Source organism: Lentibacillus salicampi, assembly GCF_004565465.1.
Lineage (GTDB): Bacteria > Bacillota > Bacilli > Bacillales > Amphibacillaceae > Lentibacillus > Lentibacillus salicampi.
In genome coordinates, this window is sequence record NZ_SRHY01000004.1 from 72,281 (window position 1) to 97,380 (window position 25,100).

General features: G+C 43.4%; 27 protein-coding genes. 20 read left to right on the forward strand and 7 right to left on the reverse strand.

Annotation, left to right across the window (positions count from 1 at the left end; translation table 11 throughout):
* Positions 1–66: 66 nt before the first annotated feature.
* From E4U82_RS05105 to E4U82_RS05115, 3 genes are all read left to right on the forward strand, one after another.
* Positions 67–486, forward strand: a complete 420-nt coding sequence (locus E4U82_RS05105; RefSeq protein ID WP_135108995.1) for a HEPN domain-containing protein — start codon at positions 67–69, stop codon at positions 484–486.
* Complete coding sequence (locus E4U82_RS05110; protein ID WP_135108996.1) at positions 459–785, forward strand: nucleotidyltransferase domain-containing protein; 327 nt, start codon at positions 459–461, stop codon at positions 783–785. The genes E4U82_RS05105 and E4U82_RS05110 overlap by 28 nt, the downstream gene beginning before the upstream one ends.
* 157 nt (positions 786–942) lie before the next feature.
* A complete protein-coding gene (locus E4U82_RS05115; RefSeq protein WP_135108997.1) occupies positions 943–2,193 on the forward strand; it encodes a DNA polymerase IV in 1,251 nt (416 codons plus the stop codon).
* A 35-nt stretch (positions 2,194–2,228) separates the two neighbouring features.
* On the opposite strand, the gene E4U82_RS05120 is transcribed toward E4U82_RS05115, so the two are convergent.
* From E4U82_RS05120 to E4U82_RS05135, 4 genes are read right to left on the reverse strand one after another with little or no spacing between them, the layout of a single operon-like run.
* Positions 2,229–3,605, reverse strand: a complete 1,377-nt coding sequence (locus E4U82_RS05120) for an aldehyde dehydrogenase (RefSeq protein WP_135108998.1) — start codon at positions 3,603–3,605, stop codon at positions 2,229–2,231.
* Between the two features lie 14 nt (positions 3,606–3,619).
* Entirely contained in the window at positions 3,620–4,543 is a 924-nt protein-coding gene (rnz, locus tag E4U82_RS05125; RefSeq protein ID WP_135108999.1) for a ribonuclease Z, read from the reverse strand.
* A complete protein-coding gene (gene namA / locus E4U82_RS05130; protein WP_135109000.1) occupies positions 4,543–5,559 on the reverse strand; it encodes an NADPH dehydrogenase NamA in 1,017 nt (338 codons plus the stop codon). The genes rnz and namA overlap by 1 nt, the downstream gene beginning before the upstream one ends.
* A gap of 15 nt (positions 5,560–5,574) precedes the next feature.
* On the reverse strand, positions 5,575–6,321 hold the full coding sequence (locus E4U82_RS05135; protein ID WP_135109001.1) for a glycerophosphodiester phosphodiesterase: 747 nt from the start codon (positions 6,319–6,321) through the stop codon (positions 5,575–5,577).
* Between the two features lie 67 nt (positions 6,322–6,388).
* Here E4U82_RS05135 and E4U82_RS05140 point away from each other — a divergent pair, with 67 nt between their 5' ends.
* Complete coding sequence (locus E4U82_RS05140) at positions 6,389–8,005, forward strand: M20/M25/M40 family metallo-hydrolase (RefSeq protein WP_135109002.1); 1,617 nt, start codon at positions 6,389–6,391, stop codon at positions 8,003–8,005.
* A gap of 83 nt (positions 8,006–8,088) precedes the next feature.
* Complete coding sequence (locus tag E4U82_RS05145; protein WP_135109003.1) at positions 8,089–9,054, forward strand: MBL fold metallo-hydrolase; 966 nt, start codon at positions 8,089–8,091, stop codon at positions 9,052–9,054.
* Positions 9,055–9,103: 49 nt separating this feature from the next.
* On the opposite strand, the gene E4U82_RS05150 is transcribed toward E4U82_RS05145, so the two are convergent.
* Both E4U82_RS05150 and E4U82_RS05155 read right to left on the reverse strand, forming a co-directional pair.
* Positions 9,104–10,354, reverse strand: coding sequence for a Y-family DNA polymerase (locus E4U82_RS05150; RefSeq protein WP_135109004.1), 1,251 nt, complete (start codon positions 10,352–10,354; stop codon positions 9,104–9,106).
* Positions 10,355–10,561: 207 nt separating this feature from the next.
* A complete protein-coding gene (locus E4U82_RS05155) occupies positions 10,562–11,476 on the reverse strand; it encodes an aldo/keto reductase (RefSeq protein WP_135109005.1) in 915 nt (304 codons plus the stop codon).
* A gap of 124 nt (positions 11,477–11,600) precedes the next feature.
* Between E4U82_RS05155 and E4U82_RS05160 the strand changes: the two genes are divergently transcribed.
* From E4U82_RS05160 to sigF, 13 genes are all read left to right on the forward strand, one after another.
* Positions 11,601–12,161 carry an NUDIX hydrolase gene (locus tag E4U82_RS05160; protein ID WP_135109006.1) on the forward strand — a complete coding sequence of 187 codons (561 nt, stop codon included), beginning with the start codon at positions 11,601–11,603 and terminating at the stop codon, positions 12,159–12,161.
* Between the two features lie 182 nt (positions 12,162–12,343).
* On the forward strand, positions 12,344–13,513 hold the full coding sequence (locus tag E4U82_RS05165) for an endonuclease Q family protein (RefSeq protein ID WP_135109007.1): 1,170 nt from the start codon (positions 12,344–12,346) through the stop codon (positions 13,511–13,513).
* A 114-nt stretch (positions 13,514–13,627) separates the two neighbouring features.
* Positions 13,628–14,269: a stage II sporulation protein M gene (gene spoIIM / locus E4U82_RS05170; protein WP_135109008.1), complete on the forward strand. Its 642-nt coding sequence runs from the start codon at positions 13,628–13,630 to the stop codon at positions 14,267–14,269.
* Between the two features lie 110 nt (positions 14,270–14,379).
* The gene (gene fur / locus E4U82_RS05175) at positions 14,380–14,838 is read left to right on the forward strand and encodes a ferric iron uptake transcriptional regulator (protein ID WP_135109009.1); all 459 of its coding nucleotides are present in this window, start codon (positions 14,380–14,382) and stop codon (positions 14,836–14,838) included.
* Positions 14,839–15,071: 233 nt separating this feature from the next.
* Entirely contained in the window at positions 15,072–15,281 is a 210-nt protein-coding gene (locus E4U82_RS05180; RefSeq protein ID WP_135109010.1) for a YqzK family protein, read from the forward strand.
* Positions 15,282–15,286: 5 nt separating this feature from the next.
* Positions 15,287–16,180: a site-specific tyrosine recombinase XerD gene (gene xerD, locus E4U82_RS05185; protein WP_135109132.1), complete on the forward strand. Its 894-nt coding sequence runs from the start codon at positions 15,287–15,289 to the stop codon at positions 16,178–16,180.
* A gap of 128 nt (positions 16,181–16,308) precedes the next feature.
* Positions 16,309–17,487, forward strand: a complete 1,179-nt coding sequence (deoB, locus tag E4U82_RS05190; protein ID WP_135109011.1) for a phosphopentomutase — start codon at positions 16,309–16,311, stop codon at positions 17,485–17,487.
* Between the two features lie 131 nt (positions 17,488–17,618).
* The gene (locus tag E4U82_RS05195) at positions 17,619–18,440 is read left to right on the forward strand and encodes a purine-nucleoside phosphorylase (RefSeq protein WP_135109012.1); all 822 of its coding nucleotides are present in this window, start codon (positions 17,619–17,621) and stop codon (positions 18,438–18,440) included.
* A gap of 21 nt (positions 18,441–18,461) precedes the next feature.
* Positions 18,462–19,766, forward strand: coding sequence for a pyrimidine-nucleoside phosphorylase (locus E4U82_RS05200; RefSeq protein ID WP_135109013.1), 1,305 nt, complete (start codon positions 18,462–18,464; stop codon positions 19,764–19,766).
* A gap of 108 nt (positions 19,767–19,874) precedes the next feature.
* Positions 19,875–21,050, forward strand: coding sequence for a D-alanyl-D-alanine carboxypeptidase family protein (locus E4U82_RS05205; RefSeq protein WP_135109014.1), 1,176 nt, complete (start codon positions 19,875–19,877; stop codon positions 21,048–21,050).
* 103 nt (positions 21,051–21,153) lie between these two features.
* Positions 21,154–21,507 (forward strand): anti-sigma F factor antagonist, encoded by a 354-nt coding sequence (spoIIAA, locus tag E4U82_RS05210; protein WP_135109015.1) that lies wholly within the window; start codon positions 21,154–21,156, stop codon positions 21,505–21,507.
* Positions 21,504–21,941, forward strand: a complete 438-nt coding sequence (gene spoIIAB / locus E4U82_RS05215) for an anti-sigma F factor (RefSeq protein WP_135109016.1) — start codon at positions 21,504–21,506, stop codon at positions 21,939–21,941. The genes spoIIAA and spoIIAB overlap by 4 nt, the downstream gene beginning before the upstream one ends.
* Before the next feature lie 8 nt (positions 21,942–21,949).
* Complete coding sequence (gene sigF, locus E4U82_RS05220) at positions 21,950–22,705, forward strand: RNA polymerase sporulation sigma factor SigF (RefSeq protein ID WP_135109017.1); 756 nt, start codon at positions 21,950–21,952, stop codon at positions 22,703–22,705.
* Between the two features lie 53 nt (positions 22,706–22,758).
* On the opposite strand, the gene spoIIP is transcribed toward sigF, so the two are convergent.
* Positions 22,759–23,877: a stage II sporulation protein P gene (spoIIP, locus tag E4U82_RS05225; protein ID WP_135109018.1), complete on the reverse strand. Its 1,119-nt coding sequence runs from the start codon at positions 23,875–23,877 to the stop codon at positions 22,759–22,761.
* A 170-nt stretch (positions 23,878–24,047) separates the two neighbouring features.
* Here spoIIP and E4U82_RS05230 point away from each other — a divergent pair, with 170 nt between their 5' ends.
* Positions 24,048–24,674: a stage V sporulation protein AA gene (locus tag E4U82_RS05230; protein WP_135109019.1), complete on the forward strand. Its 627-nt coding sequence runs from the start codon at positions 24,048–24,050 to the stop codon at positions 24,672–24,674.
* On the forward strand, positions 24,643–25,071 hold the full coding sequence (locus E4U82_RS05235; protein ID WP_135109020.1) for a stage V sporulation protein AB: 429 nt from the start codon (positions 24,643–24,645) through the stop codon (positions 25,069–25,071). Before E4U82_RS05230 ends, E4U82_RS05235 begins: the two co-directional genes overlap by 32 nt.
* Positions 25,072–25,100 lie beyond the last annotated feature (29 nt).

Here is a 25,100-nt window from a genome sequence, read left to right on the forward strand (position 1 = left end):
CGGATTTGTCCATTCTTCCTTTAGTGGTATAATAAAATTAATGATGTTTGAAGGTGGGTGCAGCTCATGGATAATAACGAGAAGTTCGAACATTGGCAAGATATTGCGGAGTATGATTTAGAAACTGCGGAAGCCATGTATAAGGCTGGCCGATATTTATACGTGGTGTTCATGTGTCAACAAGCTATAGAAAAACTCACCAAGGGACTTCATGTTTTACACAGGGAAGAGGAAGCAACCAGGACGCATAATATTTATTCGGTTTTTAAAAAAGCTTTTGATCCCAGTCAAAAGGATGAAAAGTTTATTAGGAAAGAAGAAGAATACGCACCTTTTTTTGCAGAACTTTTAGCGTATTATATTTCAGAGCGATATCCCTCTTATCGGGAAAAACTCTCAAATACCATTAAACAAGGAAAAGCTGAAGAAGTATTGAAACAAACGAGGGAGGTGTTCACATGGCTGCACTCCCTCCGAAAGTTATAGAATCCATTGAACAGTTTCTTTCAAATATCTCCTCGGAGATTCCTGTAAAAAAAGCAGTTCTTTTTGGATCGTTTGCCAAAGGAACATACGATGAGGATAGCGATATAGATTTGGCGATCTTTTCCGACTACTTCGAGAACATGTTGAGAGTGGAAGGAACAACCTATCTGCTGATTCAGGCTCAGGAATTTGACTTGGATCTAGAGCCAGTTGCTTTTACCGGTAAAGAATACGATGAACGTTTGGGTATCGTTGATGAAATTTTAAAAACAGGTATAGATGTTCAAGAGACGATGTGAGAATCAGAAGTTAGAGTATTGCCAGCCTTTTTCTTTTTAATAGGTCTTAGCAATGTGCCGGTATATTTTTGCAAGGGTTATATTGATAAAATGATCTGGCAGACTGTTGTAATCTATATGATATAATAAGGGAAACACGTTTAAAGGGATGTCTACGATGTCACAATGGTATCCGAAAAAAGGAAGGGTCATTTTTCATGTGGATATGAACTCATTTTATGCTTCCGTTGAAATGGCCTTTGATCCAAAACTGAAAGGCAAACCGCTCGCCATTGCCGGTAATCCGGAAGAACGCAAAGGCATTGTCGTCACAAGCAGTTATGAAGCCAGGGCTAAAGGTGTCAAGACAACGATGCAGCTATGGCAGGCAAGAAAGCTCTGTCCGGAATTGATTGTTTTGCGTCCCAATTTTGACCGATACCGGACAGCATCGAAGGAAATGTTTCAAATGCTTGCGGAAATAACGCCATATGTCCAGCCGGTATCCATCGATGAAGGCTATATAGACGTAACCGGCACCGAACAGCACGGCAGTCCGATTGAAATCGCCCAAAATCTGCAGCAAAAAATCAGCAGTGAATTAGACCTCCCCTGCAGCATTGGCATTGCACCCAACAAATTTCTGGCAAAAATGGCCTCGGATATGAAAAAGCCGATGGGGATCACGATTTTACGCAAACGCGATATAAGTGACAAGCTATGGCCGCTTCCGATTGAAGAAATGTATGGTGTCGGGGAAAAAACGGCGGAAAAACTGCGTGCAGTCGATATCAATACAATTCGTGATCTGGCCAATGGTGATGCTTATCAGCTGAAACGGATCCTCGGCATCAACGGGGAACGGCTGCAAAACAGGGCAAACGGGATTGATGTGCGGCCGGTTGACCCGGATGCGGTACATGAATTTAAAAGTATCGGCAGCTCCCAGACACTGGCGGAGGATACGACAGATGAAACAGCAATCCGTAAATTGATGCACCAGCTTGCCGACAATGTTGAGCGGCGGATGAAACGGAAGCAAGCGGCAGGTCAAAGTGTGCAGATTATGATTCGGTATCACGATCACAAAACGATTACCCGGAGTAAAAAGCTCCCTCATTTTATTGAGAATAAAGATGATATCCTGCATTTTTCCAATGAACTGTTTCAAAAGCACTGGAATCTCGAACCAATCCGATTACTGGGCATCACCGTCCAGGATGTTGACGAAAAAAAGAACCTAGCCAAACAACTGGATTTGTTCACGTATGAAAAAGAAGCCGGAAAAGAAAAGTTGTATGAAGCGATGGATGAATTATCGCAAAAATACGGTAACAATATTTTTAAACAACTCCATAATGATGACAAAGACGAAGAAAAGCCACGGACAAGTTTCCAAAAAGACTTTCTGGATGATTTCAAAAAATAAGCGCTCCCGCCGGTTAAAAAGCAGGAGCGCTTTCATTATTTCATGAGCCGTTCGACAATCGCTTTGGACAATCTGCCGCTTGGGTATCTGAATGGAATGTCGAATTTGGTTGTCTGTTTTAAGATGCTTTTTCGGTGTGAGAAGGTATCAAAGCTGTATTTGCCATGATAAGCGCCCATGCCACTATTCCCGATACCACCGAATGGCAGGTGCGGGTTAGCCAGGTGGTAAAGCGTATCGTTGATGCATCCGCCGCCAAAGGGTACGTTTGTCATGACGTGCCGCTGTTTCTGTTCAGTTTCGCCAAAATAGTAAAGGGCGAGCGGCTTTTCCATCTGTTTCATTTCTCCGATGACATCATCAAGTGACCTGAACGTCATAACTGGTAATAGGGGGCCGAAGATTTCATCCTGCATAAGCGCGTCATCCCAGCTTATTTTATCCAGAATGGTCGGTTCAATGGATAGCTTTTCGTCATTGACGTTACCACCATGAACAATATCACCATCCGCCAGAAAGGCATGAAGCCTGTCAAAATGATCTTTGCCGACAATCCGTACATAATCTTCATTTTGGAGCGGTTTTTTACCGTAAAATGATTGGATATGTTTTTTCATCGCCCTTAACAGCTTTAATTTAACTTTTTCATGCACATAAACATAATCCGGGGCAACACACGTCTGGCCGGCATTCGTGAATTTGCCCCAGACGATCCGCTTGGCTGCCAGGTCAACCTTCGCATCCTTATCTACAATGACCGGGCTTTTGCCACCCAGCTCCAGTGTAACCGGTGTTAAGTGTTTGCTCGCTTTTTCCATGACAATCTTGCCGACGTTTGTGCTGCCGGTGAAAAAGATATAATCCCACCGTTGTTCCAGTAATTGCTGGCTGACATCCTTAGCACCTTCAACAACCGTAAAATAACCCTCGTCAAACGTTGCTCTGATCATGTCTGCAAGGATGGCTGATGTTGATTGCGTCAATTCGGAAGGCTTCATGACGACTGTGTTTCCGGCTGCAATAGCGCCAATTGCAGGAGCGATGGCCAATTGCAGCGGATAATTCCATGGTGCCATAACCAACGTGACACCATAGGGTTCTTTTTGAATATAACTTTTACTCCCTTTGTGGGTGACGGGTGTTTCCGTTTTCTCAGACTTCATCCAATTCTTCAGATGTTTCAGTGCAAAATCGATTTCCGTATGAAGGAAGCCTAATTCGGTTGTGAGGGCTTCATATTCGGATTTGTTCAAGTCATTTTTCAGAGCTTGGTATATTTCTTTTTTATAGCTTTTTAACATGTCCTTCAATGCGGTCAGCTTTTGTTTCCGAAATTCGTACGCTAGTGTTTCACCGGTTTGAAAAAAGTTTCGCTGACGATTGATGATTTTCTCTGCTTCTATCGTCCCCATGTAATAAACGCCTCCTATTTGGATCCAATTATTACCTGATAAAAATCACGTGCAAGCTCTGTTTCCGGAAAAATGTTTCGGGCTTCCTCCACTAGCATTTCATCATCACCTTGCTGATACCGGGATGATATATGTGTTAATACGAGTTTGCCAACATGACTTTCCCTGGCAAGCATAGCCGCTTGTGTCGTTGTGGAATGAAAATAAGCATGTGCTAACGTCTCTTTTTCCTGTCCGAATGTTGCCTCATGAACGAGCACATCAGCCCCCTGGACAAAGGATTCATGTTGATCCGGTACTCGTGTATCACCCATGATTGTTATGATGCGGCCTTTTTTAGCCGAACCGAGATAATCATCACGATGGATAACCTGGCCATCGTTTGTTCGGACAACCTCCTGTTCTTTGATTTGCTGATAGATTGGGCCAGGCTCGATCCCGATGTTCCGTAATTTATCCACCAACAATTTTCCGGGTTTATCCTTTTCAGTGATACGGAAACCATAACTTGGAATCCCGTGATCAAGCTGTTTACAGGAAACCATAAATTGTTCATCTTCAAATAATGGTCCTTCCGTATATTCGACAATGGAAAGGGGATAAGTCAGGGTTGTTCCGCTGACAGACAGACTTGTTTCAATAAAATCTCTAATGCCTTCTGGACCGTATACGGTTAAACGATCCTCCCCCCCCTGAAACGACCGGCTGCTTAAAAACCCCGGCAATCCGTAGATATGGTCCCCGTGCATGTGGGTAATAAAAACTTTCGTAACTTTCCGCGGCTTGATGGTCGTATGCAAAATTTGGTGCTGGGTTGCTTCGCCGCAATCAAACAGCCAAATACTGTTTTGCTCCTGCAGCAGTTTCAAAGCGATTGCGGATACATTCCGCTCTTTGGAGGGGACACCTGAACCAGTCCCGAGAAAAACGAGTTCCATTATTTCCATCCCCGTTCGTACTGTTTTGGTGCTGGCAAGGTTTCGTTTAATTCATCAGCAGCAGCTTTTGGCCAATACGGGTTCCGTAGCAGGGCGCGGCCGATCACCACAAGGTCGGCACGGTCATTTTGCAGGATTTCTTCTGCCTGAATGCCAGTTGTAATCAGACCAACCGCGGCGGTGGCAATCGATGCTTCCTGCTTAATGGTCTCACAGCGTTTCACCTGGTAGCCAGGATAGGGTTTGATGGATGCCGGCACAACCCCACCAGAGCTGCAGTCAATTAAATCAATGCCTTGCTGTTTCATTTGCCCGGAAAAATAAAGCATATCGTCCAATGTGTTGCCGCCCTCAGCATATTCATTTGTTGATATGCGGACGAAAAGCGGCCCGTCCCATATGGTTTGAACAGCATCAATCACCTGTGACAGGAAACGATAGCGATTTTCTTTGCTGCCGCCATAGTCATCAGCACGTTTATTGGTTAACGGTGATAGGAACTGATTGATTAAATAGCCGTGTGCGCCATGAATCTCAATAATATCAAAGCCGGCCTCTTTGGCACGTTTGGCCCCATCTTTGAACGCTTCAATCGTCTGATCAATGTCTGCTGCAGTCATTGCGGTTGGTGTTTTCGATTTTTCATTGAATGCGAATGCTGAAGGAGCGTAGATAGTTGAATCAAGCTGGGCTTTTCGGCCAGCGTGGGCAAGCTGAATGCCGGTTTTGGCGCCATAATTGTGAATTCGTTCATTTAATTTCTTCAAACCATCAATATGTTCATCATCCCAGATACCCAAATCCTCATGGGAAATTCGCCCCTCTGGCACGACAGCGGTTGCTTCTGTCATAACAAGCCCTACCTGACCGACTGCACGGGAGGTATAATGTGTTTCATGGAATGGTGTTATCTTCCCATCCTGCTCCATGCAGGAATACATGCACATCGGTGACATGACAATCCGATTTTTAAGCGCGACATTGTTAAATTCGATTGGTGTAAATAGTTTGGTCATTATGATTCCTCCTCATTACTTCCTTGAGTGGTTTTGAAATTGATCCCGGTAATGGACCGCCATTTCCGGAACATCTGCGAAAACTCCGTCACATCCTATGGATAGCGCACGCAGCATTTGCCGTGGTCTGTTCACGGTATACGCACGGATGGCCATATTTTCTTGATGACTTTGATCCACTAGAAGGTGATCGAGCAGTCTGTATTTGATATGGATCGCGTTCGCACCTAAGTCTTTGGCAGCCGATACAAGATTTCTGGAACGTTTTGATGTTAATAAGGCTACACCGATATTCTGATTCAAATGTTTAAGCCGTTTGACACTGATTGGATTAAACGTTGACAGTATAGTACGATGTAATAAGTGATATCGCGATAGTTTGTCATACACGATGGTTTCCAAGTGTTTATAATCTATTTTATTATTTTTCAGTTCAATATTTAAATATAGTGACTTATCCTGAGTCCATTCGAGACATTCTTCCAGCGATAAAATGCGTGATCCGGCAAACTCGGGGGAGAACCAGGCGCCTGCATCAAGCTGTCTCAACTGTTCGAACGTGTAGTCTTTTATGTAGCCACTGCTGTTCGTCGTCCGGTTCACGCGTTCATCATGCATCAAAACCGGGATATGATCTTTTGTCAGATGGACATCTGTTTCGATTCCGTCTGCACCTTGCTGATGGGCTAGGCTGAAGCTGGCCATCGTATTTTCGGGCGCGTACTTGCTGGCACCCCGATGTGCGAAAATATTCGCCTGCAATTAAATCACCTCGATTTGATTGTGTTTGATTTTTGTGGAGAAGTCAATTTATACAAGGAGGAATTCTATGAAAACCTGGCAGACGAAAGAGCAATTATTGGATTTATTATCTTCTCTTGTTAACCACCAGAGTATTACCGGAAGCAATGCGGAAATCGCTCTTGCTGAATATTTGCAGCATTTGCTGGCACAAAAACCCTACTTTCAGGAAAATCCGGATCATTTGCAATTGCATCCACTGGAAGACGGACGCCGGCTTCTCACCGCATTGGTGAAAGGGAACGACTCACCGGAAACAGTCATTTTGCTGAGTCATTTTGATGTAGTTGGCGTGGATGATTATGGTTCGTTAAAAAATCTTGCCTTCTATCCGGAAGAGCTGACAAAAGAAATGGCAAACATGAAAGAGCGGCTGCCGGAAGCTGTCCAAACTGATATCTCATCCGGCGAATGGCTTTTCGGCCGCGGTACAATGGACATGAAAGCGGGTATTACCCTGCACCTGTCCATGCTGGAAAAGGCGATGGATGGCGAATTTAATGGGAATATTTTGCTGTTGTCTGTCCCTGATGAGGAAGTCAATTCACAGGGCATGATGACATCCCTGCCTGTTTTGGAGCAAGTAAAAAAAGAAGAGAACCTGACATATAACGCTTGTTTGAATGGGGAGCCAATGTTCAGTAAGTATCCCGGTGACAACCATTATTATGTTTATGCCGGTTCGATCGGTAAGGTGCTGCCCGGTTTTTACTGTTATGGTCAAGAATCACATGTCGGCGAACCATTTGCTGGCATCAATCCGAATTTGATGGTTAGTTTCTTGTCCCAACAGCTGGAGTTAAATGAAGCATTCATTGAAAAGGTCGGCGATGACGTGACACCGCCGCCCGTCAGTCTGATGCAGCGCGATTTGAAGGAACACTATTCAGTTCAGACACCGAATGCAGCGATCGCCATGTACAATGTGCTGTATTTGAAGCAGACTTTCCAGGAAATAAATGACAAACTCCTGGCAGGTGCCCGTACTGCGGCCGGTAATATTGAACGTTATATACAGCAAAAATCGAATCATTTTGCGGGTGTCGTCAACGATTTTACCATGCCGGATTCCCATGTCGCTGTCATGATGTACGAAGATTTATATAGAGAAGCAGTCAAACGTCACGGGGAAGAGGAAGTGACACGACGGCAAAACCTGCTCGTCAGCCAGCGTGATCAGGGAGACCGTGATTTCTCGACCATATTAGTTCAGGAACTGGCAGCCATGTGTAAGGATTTGGCACCCATGATTGTGCTGTTTTATAGTCCGCCATTCTATCCGGCGGTTTCGTCGTTTGATGACCCGTATATTCAACACGTGATGGAGGACATCAGGGATTATACCCGCGCCCATTACCAGCTGGATCTGACCGTGGCCGAATTTTTCACAGGGCTTTCTGACTTAAGCTTCGTCGGCCCCGTTTCATCTGAGAGTAGATTACAACAGCTGACGACGAATATGCCTTTGCAGCATAATGGCTTTTCGTTCCCGGAGAATATCATGGAGCAGCTGACAATGCCCATTTTAAACATTGGGCCTCTGGGAAAAGACCCGCACCAATGGACAGAACGTCTGGAGCTGACATATAGTTTTGATCATTTGCCATCCATATTGACTGAGGCCATTCATCGTTTGTTCAAGTAGACGTATGTGACTTTTTGGTGAAAAAGGTATATAATAGCCATCATAAACTGAACCGCTATTCATTTTTTGGAGGATCAGCCATTATGAAAGTATTGGACAAAACAATCAGTCAGCTGACCATACCAACACCATTTGCGGTAGGTGATACACATGTCTATCTGCTTAAAGGTGATAAACTGTCATTAATCGATGCCGGTGTTAAAACGAAAGAGGGTTGGGAAGCTCTGAAAACACAATTAAATGAATTGGGCTATGCACCAAACGATATTGAACAAATCATTTTAACACATCATCATCCGGACCATATCGGCTTAATTGAAGGGTTTCCCCGTGCCCAAACGATGGCAGCACATCGGAATGCTGCCCCATATTTAACACGTGATGAAGCGTTTTTCGCGCATTATGAACAATTCTTTCAACAATTTTTTGTTGCTTGCGGTGTACCTGGAGCGTTGATGCCAAGCTCCGGTGAGTTGCGTGGGACCATGCATTTTGCAGGGAAGGGACAGTTGACGGATATGCTGGATGAAGGGGACACGCTGCCGGGGCATGACGATTGGCATGTCATCGAAACGAAAGGACATGCACAAAGTCATCTGTCGTTTTTTCGCAAAAGTGATGGGGCGTTTATCGGGGGAGACCATTTGCTTCACCACATTTCCCCGAATCCGCTGATGGAATCGCCGATAGGGAAGGAAACGGTGCGCCCGAAGCCGATGCTGCAATACCGGGCCAACTTAATGAAATGCCGGTCGCTGGCTATTCAAACAGTTTATCCCGGACATGGTGACATTTTTTCGGACGTGGGCGACTTAATTCCTTTACGTCTGCACAAACAGGAACAGCGGGCTGAAAAAGTATACGCATTTTTACAGGAAAAGGCCCAAACACCTTTCGAACTGTGTCAGCAACTGTTTCCGAAACAGTATGAAAACCAATTAAACCTGACTATGTCTGAAACCATCGGACAGCTCGATTATCTTGAAGATGAAGGGCGTGTTACCGAAACATTGAAAGACGGTGTGTATGTGTGTGATGCTGTAAAATAGCCATGAATTAAATCGGGTTTTTTCCGATTTCTTCCTGTTCTGACCCCTGCTATGCCTGGTGCCCGCCAATTTTGCTGCTGCGCTCGATGGTGATGCCTGCATCAGTATAGCTTGTGGCCCGAAGTATGGCAGTTGACCCGTATTTATTCCGGATGGCATCCATGACGTAGCCAATATCTTTTTTCTTTGGCCGGTCATCGAAAAGGTCCAATTGGGTTTCGCCGTCTTCATACAGGTTATCAAGGGTGACATAAACATGTCGGATATCACTTGCGCCATCGTAGAATTCGTGAAATAACTGCATACAGATATTGTACATATCCATAGTGATATTGGTGGGAAGGCTGACAGACCGTGATCGGTTGAAGCCACCGCCTGTTTCTTTGGCGTAGAGAATACCAAGATGGATGGTCTTGCCGGCCTTGTTGGCACTTCTTGCCCGGCGGCATGCCTCTTCACACAAATCAAGAATACAGATGGCGACTTCATCACCGGAATAATCACGCAATAACGAGATGCCATGACCAAATCCTTTTTGTTCCGTTTTGGTGAAATTGCCGAAAACAGGGCTTAAGTCGATCCCCCAGGCATGCCAATAAAGCTGTTCACCCATGATACCGAATCGTTTGGTTAAGGACTTCAAGGAAAAATTAGCCAGCTGTCCAAGTGTGACGATGCCCATCCGGTTTAAATTACGCTGCATCCGCCGGCCAACTCCCCAAATGTCCTGTACCGGGAACGGCCACAATTTTTCCGTGACGTCTTCATAGGCGCATTCCGCGATACCGTGTTTTTTAGCGTGCAAATCCATGACCACTTTGGCCAGAAATTTGTTATCGCCTATTCCGATAGAACTTGTGATTCCGAAATTTTCCAGAATGTCTTGTTTGATGAACCAGGCCACCTGCCACCGGTCACCTGCCAATTTTTCCAGCCCGTTCACGGTTACCCAGACTTCATCAACCGAATACTGGTGAATCGCTTCTTTCGGGACATACTGTTTAATTAATTTGGTAATTTCCATCGACACCTCTAAATAATCAGCCATATGTGCTGATGCAATCACAATATCGGGGTCATCAGGCAGCTCGAAAAACCGGCTGACATTGCTGATGCCGTGTTTTTTCTTCAGAGGTGGGGAGGCAGCGAGGACAATGCTCCCCGGTCTACTCACATCACCAACGACAGCCAGTTGAACCGTCAACGGATCAAGCCCCCGTTTGACCGCCTCAACACTTGCATAAAAGGAACGCATATCAATACACAAGACATCATTTCGCGGATAACCGGAATAATCCATCTGTATTCACTCCATCATAAGGAACGTTTGTTCTAATATTATATGCCCCTCGTTGAATATTATCAATGGAAATTAGTGTCATTGATCTGGATGGAAACCCTCTTTCGTGACTATAATCGTCTCTAGACACTAAAAGGGGGCATGAAAAAAATATTTTTTCATGCCCCTTTTTCCAGAAAACTTTCGATTATAGTGATGAAAAGGCCTCTATCGATGTTTGGTATATTGAATCGCTTTTGTGATGTCTTGAATGTTCCGGTACGTTTCATCGGTTAATGGCGCGTGATGAAAATCGGTGTTGTCAAGAACCTGGCTGACAGAACTTGCACCAAACACAGCACTCGCAACTGTGGGATGTTTCAAAACATAGTTTAGCGCAAAAGCATTCAGTGATTCATCGCTGTTTATGTTTTCGAGTTCACGGTGGATGGTTTTCAGTTCATCATAAGAATAATCGAGAAAACCGTCCGGGCCTTTTTTCTCAATTTGTTCGGAAGCTCGATTGCTGAGCATACCCTTTGCTAACGGTCCCCGTGCCAACACACTGATATGGTTTTCATGCAGCAGGTCCAACACTTTCTCTTCCGGCCGGCGGTCCAGCATATTATACTGCATCATGACCGCGTCAATATTGGAACGTTCCACATATTCACGGATGACGTTCGGGCGGATGGAGGAGATCCCGTAAGCTCGAATCCATCCTTCTTTTTTCAGACTTTCAAACGCTTCAATCGTTTCATCGATCGGGTCATCTATGGTGCCGCCGTGCAGCATATAAAAGTCGATGTAATCCGTGCCCAATCGGTGCAAGCTGTCTTTAGCACCTTGTTCAATATGCTCTTTAGACGGATCCCAGAACCAGTCCTGCTTGTCTTTGTTAAAATGATTACCAACTTTTGTTGTTAAAATAACCTGGTCTCGTTTACCTTTTATCGCGTCACCGACCATTGCTTCATTTTGACCAAAGTCGTACAAATCTGCCGTATCGAGGTGATTAATGCCGGCGTCCAGTGCACGATCGATAATCTCATTAGCTTTTTTGCTGTCCGTTCCCAGCGACATACACCCCAGTGTCAGTTCGGAAACATATAAATCCGATTGTCCCAGCTGATTCTTTTTCATTGTAACAACCTCCATTGCCATACTGTTTAACTCTATTGTAAAAGAGTGATGGCGGCAAATACAACGAATTAATAAATGTGCTAGAATAGATATAGTATTTTTGCCAAAAAGGGTGAAGCCATTTATGAAAAAATTTGAGGAAAAAACGATCCAAACCGAAACCATATATGACGGCAAAGTTGTTAAACTGCAAGTGGATGAAGTGATGCTGCCTGATGGGAATACTTCCAAACGTGAACTGATTAAGCATCCGGGGGCAGTAGGGGTTATCCCGATTACACCGGAACAAAAAATCATTTTTGTTGAACAATACCGGAAACCGTTGGAAAAGCCACTGGTGGAAATTCCAGCTGGTAAACTGGAAGACGGGGAAAAGCCGGAAGTGACCGCACGGCGTGAATTAGAGGAAGAAACCGGGTATACGGCAGGCCCTCTGGAATTCGTCACATCATTTTATACATCACCCGGATTCGCGGATGAACTCATGTATCTCTATATAGCTGATGGGCTGGAACCTGTGAAGGATCCGGCAATAGGTGATGATGACGAGTTTATCGAGTTGCTTGAATTAACCCTGGAAGAGGCAAAACAGTACGTTCAAAACAATAGGATACATGACGCGAAAACAAACTATGCGATCCTGTATTTAGAAACACTTGAAATGTGTGTTCAAAAAGGAGGATAAAAAGGACCGAGAAGTTCGAGGCGGCGCAGTTTCGAGCAGCGGAGAAACAAGCCAACGAGCTTCCACAGGATGTGGTGACTTCTGCGTTGCCCACAGGACGTGGGCGCTTTTAGCAGAAGGTCCCCTTTCGAAGCGTCATTTTTACCGGACTTTTTGAACAACCTCTTGAAAGGATGCAGACAATGCTGGAATCATTTTTTGCCGATATGCATATTCACATTGGACGGGATATATACAACCATCCCGTCAAAATTACCGGAGCCAAAACATTAACCCTGACCAAAGTTCTAAAAGAAGCAAGCCGGAATAAAGGGATCCATATGACAGGGGTGATCGACAGCCACGCACCTGCTGTACAACAAGAGATTAAGGAACTTATTTCAGCAGGTCATGCTTATGAGCTGGAAGGCGGTGGGGTTCGTTTTGAAAATGTAACCTTAATACTTGGATCGGAAATTGAGATTTATGACGAAAATTGCCGGGGGCCGATCCATGTCTTGTGCTTCCTCCCGAATTTGGAAAAAATGGAGAAGTTTTCGGAATGGCTAACTACGAAAATGAAAAACATTACATTGAGTTCCCAGCGTTATTATGGAACAGCAAAAGAGCTGCAGTATAAAGTAAAAGAGCTTTCCGGTCTGTTTATTCCCGCCCATGTGTTCACACCGTTTAAAAGCATGTATGGAAAAGGAGTGGAACGGTCACTGAGGGAAGTCCTTGATCCGGATCTGATTGATGCGATCGAATTGGGACTCAGCTCGGACACAACGATGGCTGATCAAATCAGTGAGTTGCACAACTTTACGTTTGTATCAAATTCCGATGCTCATTCTCTTCCCAAAATCGCACGGGAATACCAGGAAATAATCATGGAAGAGCCGTCATTTGAGGAATTCAACCGTGCGCTTCACAATATAGACGGGCGGCGAATTAAGCGGAACTTTGGCATGAACCCCCATCTTGGAAAATATTACACAACAGTTTGCAGTCAGTGTCTGGAGCCTCTTGCAGCTGACACAGTCAAATGTCACAAGTGCGGATCAACAAAAATTATAAAAGGTGTGTTTGACCGGATTCTGGAGTTAAAAAGCACTGATGAGGCAAACAGAAATCGGCCGCCTTATTTATACCAGGTTCCACTGGAATATTTGCCGACGCTTGGACCCAAGACGTTCACGAAGCTCCTGGAACATTTTCAGACAGAAATGAATGTGATCCATTACGTCTCCTTCGACGATTTGAAAGAGGTCGTACCTGAAAAACTAGCAACGGCCATTATAAACATGAGAGAAGGTAGGTTATCAATTAAAGCCGGTGGCGGTGGGAAATATGGGACAGTCACAACATCTTAATTTCAAGTATCAAAAATAAGTTGGTATTTTTACATGGAATTCTTCATAGTTTTTATCAGAGGCCATTTTAAGACAAGCCGCTGGAAAAGACATTACATGTGATGGAGGATTCTCATGAATACTAAACGCACACTATTAATAGACCATGTAAAAGAACACGCAACCATCTATATTTTTATGACAATTCTTTTTCTGACCGGGATTATTTTTGGAGCAATCATTGTAAACAGTATGAACTTTGTACAAAAACAGGATTTATTCTTTTACCTCGAGCGCTTTTTCGGCGATATTTCTGAGGAAGAACAAGTGAGCAGTCATGAAGTACTCAAGAGCAGCTTTTTATATCATGTGAAATATCTATTTATGCTGTTTGTTTTGGGACTATCGGTTATAGGTCTCCCGCTTGTATGGGTTTTACTATTTTTAAAAGGCTTGGTGGTCGGCTTTTCGGTCGGTTTCATGGTTAATCAGCTTGGGGCAAACGGACTCTTTTTGGCTTCGCTATCGGTTGCACCGCAAAATTTGCTGGTCATTCCGATTTATATCATCGCTGGCAGTTTATCCATGATTTTCTCAATGATATTGTTAAGAAAACTTTTTTCGCGGCGTGTCTCTCAACCTGTGCTTCAGCCATTCGGCAAGTATGCGGCAGTGTTTGCTTCGTTAATGGTGTTTTCCCTGGCTGCAGCAGCAATGGAAGCATATGTGGCAAATGAAGCAATGGAAATGTTCATTAAATCCCTTTATAATAAGTAATAAATGTTATATAATAATAATTATAAATAACAAATTATAATCATTATATTTTGACATGGTTCATCTGTCCGCATATAATGAGGTTGGGGATAACAGGGAGGAGACTTGCCATGGAACATCGAATCGAACATATAAAAAAACAGCTCCATGCACAAAGTTATAAGCTTACTCCACAACGGGAAGCCACACTCAGGGTGCTGCTGGAACGTGAAGAAGATCACTTGAGTGCTGAAGATGTCTATCTGCTGGTAAAAGAAAAAGCACCTGAAATAGGTTTGGCTACGGTGTATCGGACATTGGAATTATTATCAGAATTGAAAATTGTGGACAAAATAAATTTTGGTGACGGTGTTTCACGCTATGATCTGCGCAAAGAGGGAGCAGAGCATTTTCACCATCACCTTGTTTGTATCGAATGTGGTTCTGTAGAGGAAATAGTGGATGACCTCCTCGGGGATGTTGAAAAAATAGTCGAGAAAGATTTCAGCTTTCAGGTGGAAGATCACCGGTTGACTTTCCATGGGATTTGTAAACAATGTCAGGAAGCAGCAGTGCAATCAGCAAGATAATAAATTTAACACGATGCCTTTTTTCTATTTGGAAAAAGGTTTTTACTTTCTGTGGTCATCATTTACATTTTCAAAAAAATAGAGTATTTTGGTGATAGGCCAATCGCACTTTAACAGTACCATGTATATTATAAGCCTTTTTAGGCATATCTTTACTAGTAACAAGTAGTGATAGAAGCTGAAAGCCACATTTCAAACAGCTTCCACTGGATATGCAGAAGAGGTGAAAATATATGGTACAATGGATACGAGACATTTTGAAAGTCTTTATTCTTTTTGTTGGCTGTACATGTCTGTTTTATGTTGGTTTACGGTATATGCATACCGAGTATGAACAATTTCACCGGTATGATCCGCCGGAAGGGCCGTCTGTAAAAGTTTTTGAAACGGATGATGAAAGTTTCGTTGATCGGCTCAACTTATTTTTACGTCTAGGGGAGTAATGATGATGCTTAAGCCCGCTTTTGAAGATTTTGTCCACTATTTAATAGTCGAACGGGGCGTAACGGACAATACGTTAAACTCGTATCAGCGGGATCTGAAAAATTATATGCATTATCTGGAAAAGGTGTCTCGGAAGTCAGTATGGAACGACATTGGACGAGCCGACATTATAGGATTCCTCTACAAGCTTAAAGAGGACGATAAATCGTCTGCAACAGTCGCCCGAACGATTTCCTCGATCAGGTCATTCCATCATTTTCTGATCCGGGAACAGCTTGTCAACCATGATGCCAGTATACATATCGAAACACCAAAAAAAGAACGGAAATTGCCTGTTACGTTATCATCACAGGATGTAGAGGCTTTACTGACAATTGACAGCAATACCCCCTTGAAGATCCGCAACAAGGCAATGCTTGAGTTAATGTACGCCACAGGCTTACGTGTATCTGAATTAGTGTCCTTGAACGTAAGCGATCTTCATTTGACAATGGGGTTTGTGCGCTGTATGGGAAAAGGTACAAAAGAAAGAATTGTTCCGCTGGGTGATGTCGCCAAAAAAACGGTAGATGATTACTTGCAGGATGCCAGACCAGCCCTTGTGAAACGGAAACAGGACGGAAATAAGTTATTTGTTAACCAGCATGGAAGGCCATTGTCACGGCAGGGTTTTTGGAAAATATTAAAAGGGATTGCACGGGAGGCTGGCATCACGAAAACGATCACGCCACATACGTTGCGACACTCATTTGCGACACATTTACTGGAAAACGGCGCAGATTTGCGGTCTGTTCAAGAAATGCTCGGTCATTCTGATATTTCCACAACGCAAATTTATACACATATCACAAAAGCCAGATTAAAAGATATTTATCAATCGTATCATCCACGGGCTTAATTTACATATCAATATAATTAGCAGTGGGCGATTCATTTGTCTATCAAGTCGTCAGACATCCTACGACAACAAGGAACTGACATATGATTCAGCAAAACCGGGAAGAACAACTATAGGAGGTATCAATTATGGAACGATTTAAACGTGTTTTTTTGATTGTAATGGATTCCGTTGGGATTGGAGAGGCCCCGGATGCTAAGGCGTTTAATGATGCAGGTGCCGATACACTGGGACATATTGCGGAACGAATGAACGGCCTAAACATGCCGAATATGGCAAAATTAGGGTTGAGTAATATTAGGGAAATAGAGGGAGTTGAGAAAACAGAGCCTCCAATGGCCTATTATACTAAAATGCAAGAAGCTTCCAACGGTAAAGATACCATGACAGGTCATTGGGAGATTATGGGGTTGAACATCCAGCAACCATTCCGGACATTTCCGAATGGCTTCCCGGATGAACTGATTGCTGATTTGGAAGCGAAAACAGGCAGGAAAGTTATCGGTAATAAACCAGCGTCAGGTACGGCTATCATCGACGAATTAGGTAAGGAACATTTGGAGACAGGTGCATTGATTGTTTATACGTCGGCAGACTCTGTTTTGCAGATTGCCGCTCATGAGGACGAAGTGCCGTTAGAAGAATTGTACAATATTTGTGAAATTGCCCGTGAGCTGACATTGGATGAGAAATACATGGCGGGGCGAGTTATTGCACGCCCATTCGTCGGTGAACCAGGTGCATTTCAACGGACAGCCAACCGGCATGACTACGCGTTGAAGCCGTTTGGGCGTACCGTGATGAATGAACTTGAAGATCATAGCTACGATGTAATTGCTCTAGGCAAGATTTCAGATATCTATGATAATGAAGGGGTTACAGAGGCCATCCGTACAACCGATAATGACGATGGTATGACCAAATTGATCGACTCGATGTCAAATGATTTTACGGGATTAAACTTTCTGAACTTGGTTGATTTTGATGCTAAATACGGACACAGACGTGACCCTGAAGGCTATGGCAAGGCACTTGAAGCATTTGATGCAAGATTGCCGGAAGTTCTGAACCATCTGAAAGAGGATGATTTGCTCATTATAACAGCAGATCACGGAAATGATCCGATCCATCACGGGACTGATCATACAAGGGAATTTGTTCCGTTGCTTGTCTATCATACGAACGTGGATAAAGGTAAAAAGCTGCCATTAAGGGAAACATTTGCTGATATCGGAGCCACGGTCGCGGACAACTTTCATATTAAAATGCCGGAACACGGAAAAAGCTTTTTGGATGATATAAAGTGAAACTTCATTCAATGGGAAGTCTTTCCCCCATTGAATGTTAGTTGAGCAGAATCGGGCATTTATGGACAGTTAGCCGATGTTTTCCGGCGGGTTACTGTCCATTACATGCGGGACAAAGTAAGGGGGATATCATGAATCAGTCAACGATAACAGAGGCAGCCGCCTATATAAACGATAAATTAACAAATACTCCCTCCATCGGTCTTATTTTAGGATCGGGACTTGGGGTTTTAGCTGATAAAATTGAAAATCCGGTTACATTTTCCTACAAAGACATTCCCCATTTCCCGGAATCGACTGTATCCGGGCATAAGGGGCAGCTTGTTACAGGCGAACTGGAAGGAAGACACGTTATCGCGATGCAGGGACGCTTTCATTACTATGAAGGCTATTCCATGCAGCAAGTAACATTTCCCGTTCGAGTGATGAAAGAATTGGGAATTGACTCAATCGTTATTACGAATGCAGCCGGTGGAATTAATAAGATGTTTCATCCTGGTGACTTAATGCTGATTACTGATCATATCAACAATATGGGTGACAATCCGCTGCTCGGACCGAATGATGACGCGTTGGGTGAACGTTTTCCGGATATGTCACAAGTATATGACGAAGCCTATTTGCGCCATGCAAAGGACTGTGCGGCAAAACTCGGGGTGACGGTTCAGGACGGCGTTTATGTCGGCAATTCCGGACCAACATACGAGACACCGGCAGAAATAAACATGCTTCGGAAGTTTGGCGGAGACGCTGTCGGGATGTCAACTGTCCCGGAAGTAATCGTTTCAAGACATGCAGGGCTGCGCGTCTTGGGTATCTCCTGCATTTCCAATATGGCTGCGGGGATTCTTGATCAGCCGCTCACCCATCATGAAGTGATTGAGACAACGAAACAGGTGCGTGAAGACTTTCTCACGTTTGTTAAAGAAATCATCCGCACACTACCACATTAATAATGGACTAAAGGTGATTATATGCGAATGTATGATATCATTGAAAAAAAGCGTGACGGCAAAAACCTTACGAAGGAGGAAATCCGTTTTTTTATTAATGGCTACACAAATGGTGATATCCCGGACTATCAGACGAGCGCTCTTCTGATGGCGGTTTTTTTTCAGGACATGACCGCAGCGGAACGTGCAGAATTGACCAGTGCGATGGTTGAATCCGGTGACCAGATTGATCTTTCTGCTATCTCCGGTCTTAAGGTGGATAAACATTCGACCGGAGGAGTTGGTGATACGACAACCTTAATACTGGCCCCACTGGTTGCGTCCGCCGGGGTCCCGGTTGCCAAAATGAGCGGCAGAGGTTTGGGACACACAGGCGGAACAATCGATAAACTGGAAGCGGTGCCGGGATTTCATGTTGAAATTTCCAGTGATGAATTTATTAATCTGGTTAACCAAAACAAGGTGGCTGTCGTCGGCCAGACCGGTAACCTGACACCGGCCGATAAAAAACTCTACAGTCTAAGGGATGTCACGGCAACGGTTAATTCGATCCCCTTGATTGCCAGTTCGATTATGAGTAAGAAGATAGCTTCCGGTTCGGATGCGATTGTTTTGGATGTCAAGACCGGTGCCGGTGCTTTTATGAAGGAACTCGACGATGCCAGGGAATTGGCTCAGGCAATGGTATCAATCGGCAATCGCGTCGGGAGGAATACGATGGCAGTCATTTCTGACATGAGCCAGCCGCTTGGGTACGCTGTAGGTAACGCACTGGAAGTCAGAGAGGCAATTGATACCCTACAGGGAAACGGGCCTGACGATTTAACCGAATTATGTCTCGAATTAGGCAGTCAAATGGTGGTGTTAGCAAACAAAGCAAACACACTTGATGAAGCACGGAAACAGCTGACCGACAACCTGAACACTGGAAAAGCAATTGAGCAATTTAAGTTGTTTCTAGAGTCACAGGGGGGTGATTCGCGTGTTATCGATCAACCGGACTTATTGCCGCAAGCATCGCACACATTTGAACTACCTGCAGAAAAATCCGGAACTATTTCCAAAATCAGCGCTGATGATATTGGAAACTCTGCCATGATGCTTGGTGCAGGAAGAGCAACCAAAGAATCGGCCATTGATTTGTCTGTCGGACTCGTTCTTCATAAAAAAATCGGGGATTACGTAAATCATGGTGAATCACTGTTGACCATTCATGCAAACACCTCGACCATAGAAGACGTAAAAGAAACATTATACCAAAGCATTGTTATATCGGATGAACCCGTGAAAAATCCCCCGCTCATCTATGAGAACATCACGAAATAAGTTATACCTGAAGCGAAAACGCATGCTGAAATCAGCATGCGTTTTCCTTGTATAAGAACACCTTCTAATGGCAATCCTAAAGCTATATTGAATGTTGGAGGTTGAACAATGAAAAAGTTTGTTTTATTGACTAGCATCATATTTTCCATTCTGTTCATGCCATTTACTGTGTTCGGTGAGGAGAATGAAGGGGATAATACGGATCAGGAGCTGAATTTAGCCCCCGACGCGCGTTCGGCTATTTTGATTGAGCGTGATACCGGTGAAATGCTGTTTGACAAAAATGCACATAAGAAATTGCCGCCGGCCAGTATGACAAAAGTTATGACTCTACTATTGATAATGGAAGCCCTTGATCAGGGTAAGATTGAAAAAGATGAGACGATCAGAGTCAGTGAGCGCGCTGCCTCGATGGGAGGTTCGCAAATATTTCTTGAAGCGGGAGAAGAAATGAGTGTGAATGATCTTTTGAAAGGTGTTGCAGTTGCCTCCGGGAATGATGCAAGTGTTGCTTTGGCTGAACGAATTTCCGGAAGTGAAAAAGCGTTTGTGGAACAGATGAATAAAAAAGCTGAAGCACTCGGGCTGGAAAACACCCAATTTCAGAATGTAACTGGATTGCCGACCGAAAACCATTACAGCACCGCCCACGATATGGCGGTCATGTCCAAAGAATTATTAAAATATGAATCCATAACCAACTATACATCGATTTATGAGGATTATTTACGAAAAGGTGAAGAAAACGAATTCTGGCTCGTAAATACCAATAAACTGGTAAAGTCCTATCCGGGGGTTGACGGGCTGAAAACTGGTTATACGAATGAGGCAAAATATTGCTTAACGGCCACAGCGGAAAAAAGTGACATGCGTATGATTGCAGTGGTCATGGGTGCTGATACAACCAAAGAACGAAATGCATCGATTTCCGGTATGCTTGATTATGCCTTTAATCATTACGAGACAAAAAATTTATACGAGAAAGGGCAGACGATTACAACGTTAGATATGTTGAAAGCGGAGGATCCCTCCATTGATGTGACAGCATCTGAATCCATCAGTACGATTCATCGGAAGGGCGAGAAGGATAAAAAGGTGAGCACATCTGTGAACCTGAAATCCGACATTGAACTGCCAATCAGTAAAGGGGATGAGGTTGGTGAGCTCGTGATCAAAAATAACGGAAAAACTTTGTCAAAATCACCATTGATTGTGGATTATGATGTCGAGGAAGCTTCTTATCTGACATTACTGAAGAGAACCGCTCAAAATATGGTGAAATAGCAGAGTCTCTGACGAATTGGTTCTTATTTTGTCAAGAGGCAGGAATCAATGTGACTTGTAACGAAAAAGTACGTGGAATGAATTTAAGTGGGGAGGAAAAGACATGAGTCTGTCTACTGCGTTTAACGTCAAGCAGGATGTCCTGGTCGTCAGAATGTCCGGGGAATTAGATCACCATGAAACGGAAGTATTACGGAATGAATGGAAGGAAATGATGTATACAAATGCCATTAAGCATGTTGTGCTGAACCTTGAATCGGTAACATTCATGGACAGTTCAGGGCTTGGTGTTGTTCTTGGGAGATACAAAGAAGTACTGCAGCTGGGAGGGGAGATGGTTGTGTGTTCCGTTTCAGCGCCAGTCCGGAGATTGTTTGAAATGTCAGGTATGTTTAAAATTGTGAGGTTAGAGGAGAACGAAGAACATGCGTTATTTACGTTGGGGGTGGCATCATGAAAAATGAAATGTTTGTGGAATTTTCGAGTGTCAGCGAAAATGAATCGTTTGCCAGGGTGACAGTCGCTTCGTTTGTCGCACAGCTGGATCCGACAATGGATGAGCTGACTGAAATTAAAACGGTCGTTTCGGAGGCCGTAACGAATGCCATTATTCACGGTTACAACAATGAACCGGGTAACCATGTTTCCATATCCTGTGTACTTCATGAAGATGAAGTTGAACTGACCATTAAAGATAACGGTATTGGCATCGGTGATGTGGATGAAGCCAGACAACCGCTTTATACATCAAAACCTGAATTGGAAAGATCGGGCATGGGTTTTACGATCATCGAGAATTTTATGGATGTATTGGAGATTATTTCTTCACCTGAAAATGGCACATCTGTTCACATGACAAAACAACTTTCAAAAAAAACGGTTTCTAAATAGGGTTGCCTATGGATGTAAATGTTAGTCACAGAAACCTGCAGGAATCGTTAAATGATGAACAGGTGAAGACATATATTCATAAAAGCCAAGAAGGCGACAAAGAGGCACGGGATATACTTGTTGAAAGTAATGTCAGGCTAGTATGGTCGGTTGTACAACGATTTATCAATCGCGGATATGATTCGGATGATTTATTTCAGATAGGAAGTATCGGACTTATTAAAGCCATTGATAAATTCGACTTATCTTATGACGTCAAGTTTTCCACATATGCTGTCCCGATGATCATCGGTGAAATACAGCGTTTTATCCGGGATGATGGCAGTGTTAAGGTGAGCCGTTCCTTAAAAGAAACCGGCAATAAAATACGTAAAAAGCGGGATGAATTGACTAAACAGCTTGGACGAGCGCCAACCGTTCTGGAAATCGCCGAATCACTTCATATTACACCTGAAGATGTCGTTCATGCTGAAGAAGCCGCAAAATCACCACACTCCATCCATGAAACAGTTTTTGAGAATGATGGTGATCCAATCACATTATTGGATCAAATCGCCGATGATGATACAAAGTGGTTTGATAAACTCTCCCTGCAGGAAGCGATCAGACGGCTGAATGAGCGAGAACGGCTGATTTTGTATTTACGGTATTACAAAGACAGGACACAATCCGAAGTAGCTGACAGACTTGGTATATCACAAGTGCAGGTCTCCAGGCTTGAGAAAAAGATCCTGGAAGAAATGAAAGTGAATATGAATCCATGATTTAAGGCTGTCCTGATCACAATCGGGACAGCCTTTTCTGATGAATCTTTTCTCTATTTCGCATCGTTGACCTTTTCAGCATCACCTTTTTGGTGTTTGCTAATGACTTCTGCCATCACCTTAGCCGTGTTGCTAAGGTCTTCGCGCGTATTATCAATCCCCCCGAATTCGACTAACAGTGACCGTTCTGAAACATCCTGGTTATAAACGCCATTCCCATCAGATTTACTTTTTTCATATATCCCTTTACTGAGCCCGGGATATTTCTTTTTAAGCAGACGGTGCAACTCTTTTGCAAATTGAAGATTTTTCTTGTAGTCCTCATGTTCAATTCCCACTATGAAGTATACTCTGGCATAATCCTTACCGTTGATGGTAACCGTTGTTTCATCATTTCGTTGTGCATCACGGTGTATATCAATGAAGTATGATAAATTGTCATTGGCTGAGGCGACGTCTTCAATCGTTTGACGGGAAAATTTATACGAATCACTGTACCCCCAGCCTTTATCATGCAGCCCCGTGGTGACGTTTGTTTTATCATGAATTGTGTTTATCCCTTTTTTCTCCAGTTGTTCAGTGAGCATCGAGCCAACATGTATAACATTTTGATTATTGTTTGTGGTTGAAGCTTCACTCGGCTTTTTCTCTGCATTATCCATTAGCGGCAAATAAGCTTCCCAGGCATGACTGTGATAAATGAAGACATCTGCGTCAGTTGAGTCCTGAATTGATTCATCCTCTTGTTCGGGCTGGTCCTCTTCAAGTAATTTATCAAAATCAGGAGGCGGTGACTCTATCGGCATGGTCGTTAGATCAGATTCCTTTCCCACCAAATACGCGCCACTGGAAAATGACTTCCTACCAGGCAATTCCAGTTCAAGTAAGCTTGTGAAACTTTTTGGTGTTATCCCGGAGGTAAATTCAAATAGCAATGACGAAAAATCCGGTGTTTGTCTATCATTTTCATATAAATTCCCTTCCAGTTGGGGGACTTCCGCGCTCATCATGAACAGTAATGATTCTGATATCAAATCGGACGCTGTTAATTCATTAATCATGGCGAAACGAAAAAAATTATTTTGGCCTTTGGATACCGAAATAAATGATACAAGCAGCAATAGAAGGGAAAAACTCACGATATACGCAACGATAGGATGCTTTATTTTCACCAAAACCAGCCTGCCTTTAATTCATCGTTACTAAAAATAATATGCCGGTTTGATTGGATTAGAATGAAATTCAAAACATTTAACAATGATAAGCCAGCTTTTTCTGTGATAATTATAGTACTTTAAACAAATACTATTTTGTACAACATCGTAAAGAGGATGAGTCCTGCATGTCAGAAATCGTATACTTACGCATGAAAAAGAACGTCGAAATGACTTATTTGAAAAAAGTTAAGCTGAAGGATATTGCCTGGATTTCCACCACATCAGCATTGAAAAACGAATTGGAACAAACACCGATTTACCGGATTACCAAAAAAGACTTGAATGTGGTGATTGTGGACAGTTTCTTAGTCATTGATCATTTAAATACACATTACCGTGACCTGGAATTTCAGCTTGTCGGACCATCTCATACAATTATCCGGATTCAGAAGTATAAAAAATCGCCAAACATATTAATAACGGCTATTGTTTGGCTGCTTCTCTTTATTGGTACTGCCATGACCATTATCAATTTTCATTATGATGTCAGTATGCAGGAGGTTCAGCAAAAACTCCATTATATGCTGACAGGTGAACAAAGCCAATATCCGTTGTGGATTCAGATACCGTACTCATTCGGACTCGGAATCGGAATGCTGTTATTTTTCAACCACTGGTTCCAGAAACGTATTAATGAAGAACCAAGCCCTCTTGAAATCGAAATCTTTAATTACCAGCAGGATATGGATCACTATCTCACCCATTATGAGAACACGCTGAATGATCACAAACATTCTCACGAGTCTTCTTGAAGTAACGATCGGTTTTGCTGCTGGTGTTGCTGTCGGGGGCGGGTTTGTCGCATTTTTAACGGTATTGGGAATAATCCCTAGAATCATCCAATTGAGTAAGACGGGGCAATTTATACCTGTTTATATTGCTGGTATTATTCTTGGCTCTTTATTTGGGATATACATGTCATTCTCGGACGTATCCTGGAATCAGCCGTATATTTTACTCATCATTTGGGGCGCTTTTCACGGCGTATTTAACGGCATGATGGCCGCTGCTTTGACCGAAGTATTGAATGTAATTCCAATTCTTTCAAAACGTATCCGAATGGAAGAGAAATTACTATGGTTATTAATGGCTATTGTATTTGGCAAGATTGCCGGATCCCTTTTTCAATGGACGGTATTTGTGAAATAAGTGATTTCCGAAACAAATAAAGTGGAGAG

What these genes read in the sequence shown, in the direction of transcription:
- E4U82_RS05105 (WP_135108995.1), top strand. Translation starts at nt 67, where the DNA reads ATGGATAATAACGAGAAGTTCGAACATTGGCAAGATATTGCGGAGTAT.
- E4U82_RS05110 (WP_135108996.1), top strand. Translation starts at nt 459, where the DNA reads ATGGCTGCACTCCCTCCGAAAGTTATAGAATCCATTGAACAGTTTCTT.
- E4U82_RS05115 (WP_135108997.1), top strand. Translation starts at nt 943, where the DNA reads ATGTCACAATGGTATCCGAAAAAAGGAAGGGTCATTTTTCATGTGGAT.
- E4U82_RS05120 (WP_135108998.1), bottom strand. Translation starts at nt 3,605, where the DNA reads ATGGGGACGATAGAAGCAGAGAAAATCATCAATCGTCAGCGAAACTTT.
- rnz (WP_135108999.1), bottom strand. Translation starts at nt 4,543, where the DNA reads ATGGAACTCGTTTTTCTCGGGACTGGTTCAGGTGTCCCCTCCAAAGAG.
- namA (WP_135109000.1), bottom strand. Translation starts at nt 5,559, where the DNA reads ATGACCAAACTATTTACACCAATCGAATTTAACAATGTCGCGCTTAAA.
- E4U82_RS05140 (WP_135109002.1), top strand. Translation starts at nt 6,389, where the DNA reads ATGAAAACCTGGCAGACGAAAGAGCAATTATTGGATTTATTATCTTCT.
- E4U82_RS05145 (WP_135109003.1), top strand. Translation starts at nt 8,089, where the DNA reads ATGAAAGTATTGGACAAAACAATCAGTCAGCTGACCATACCAACACCA.
- E4U82_RS05150 (WP_135109004.1), bottom strand. Translation starts at nt 10,354, where the DNA reads ATGGATTATTCCGGTTATCCGCGAAATGATGTCTTGTGTATTGATATG.
- E4U82_RS05155 (WP_135109005.1), bottom strand. Translation starts at nt 11,476, where the DNA reads ATGAAAAAGAATCAGCTGGGACAATCGGATTTATATGTTTCCGAACTG.
- E4U82_RS05160 (WP_135109006.1), top strand. Translation starts at nt 11,601, where the DNA reads ATGAAAAAATTTGAGGAAAAAACGATCCAAACCGAAACCATATATGAC.
- E4U82_RS05165 (WP_135109007.1), top strand. Translation starts at nt 12,344, where the DNA reads ATGCTGGAATCATTTTTTGCCGATATGCATATTCACATTGGACGGGAT.
- spoIIM (WP_135109008.1), top strand. Translation starts at nt 13,628, where the DNA reads ATGAATACTAAACGCACACTATTAATAGACCATGTAAAAGAACACGCA.
- fur (WP_135109009.1), top strand. Translation starts at nt 14,380, where the DNA reads ATGGAACATCGAATCGAACATATAAAAAAACAGCTCCATGCACAAAGT.
- E4U82_RS05180 (WP_135109010.1), top strand. Translation starts at nt 15,072, where the DNA reads ATGGTACAATGGATACGAGACATTTTGAAAGTCTTTATTCTTTTTGTT.
- xerD (WP_135109132.1), top strand. Translation starts at nt 15,287, where the DNA reads ATGCTTAAGCCCGCTTTTGAAGATTTTGTCCACTATTTAATAGTCGAA.
- deoB (WP_135109011.1), top strand. Translation starts at nt 16,309, where the DNA reads ATGGAACGATTTAAACGTGTTTTTTTGATTGTAATGGATTCCGTTGGG.
- E4U82_RS05195 (WP_135109012.1), top strand. Translation starts at nt 17,619, where the DNA reads ATGAATCAGTCAACGATAACAGAGGCAGCCGCCTATATAAACGATAAA.
- E4U82_RS05200 (WP_135109013.1), top strand. Translation starts at nt 18,462, where the DNA reads ATGCGAATGTATGATATCATTGAAAAAAAGCGTGACGGCAAAAACCTT.
- E4U82_RS05205 (WP_135109014.1), top strand. Translation starts at nt 19,875, where the DNA reads ATGAAAAAGTTTGTTTTATTGACTAGCATCATATTTTCCATTCTGTTC.
- spoIIAA (WP_135109015.1), top strand. Translation starts at nt 21,154, where the DNA reads ATGAGTCTGTCTACTGCGTTTAACGTCAAGCAGGATGTCCTGGTCGTC.
- spoIIAB (WP_135109016.1), top strand. Translation starts at nt 21,504, where the DNA reads ATGAAAAATGAAATGTTTGTGGAATTTTCGAGTGTCAGCGAAAATGAA.
- sigF (WP_135109017.1), top strand. Translation starts at nt 21,950, where the DNA reads ATGGATGTAAATGTTAGTCACAGAAACCTGCAGGAATCGTTAAATGAT.
- E4U82_RS05230 (WP_135109019.1), top strand. Translation starts at nt 24,048, where the DNA reads ATGTCAGAAATCGTATACTTACGCATGAAAAAGAACGTCGAAATGACT.
- E4U82_RS05235 (WP_135109020.1), top strand. Translation starts at nt 24,643, where the DNA reads ATGATCACAAACATTCTCACGAGTCTTCTTGAAGTAACGATCGGTTTT.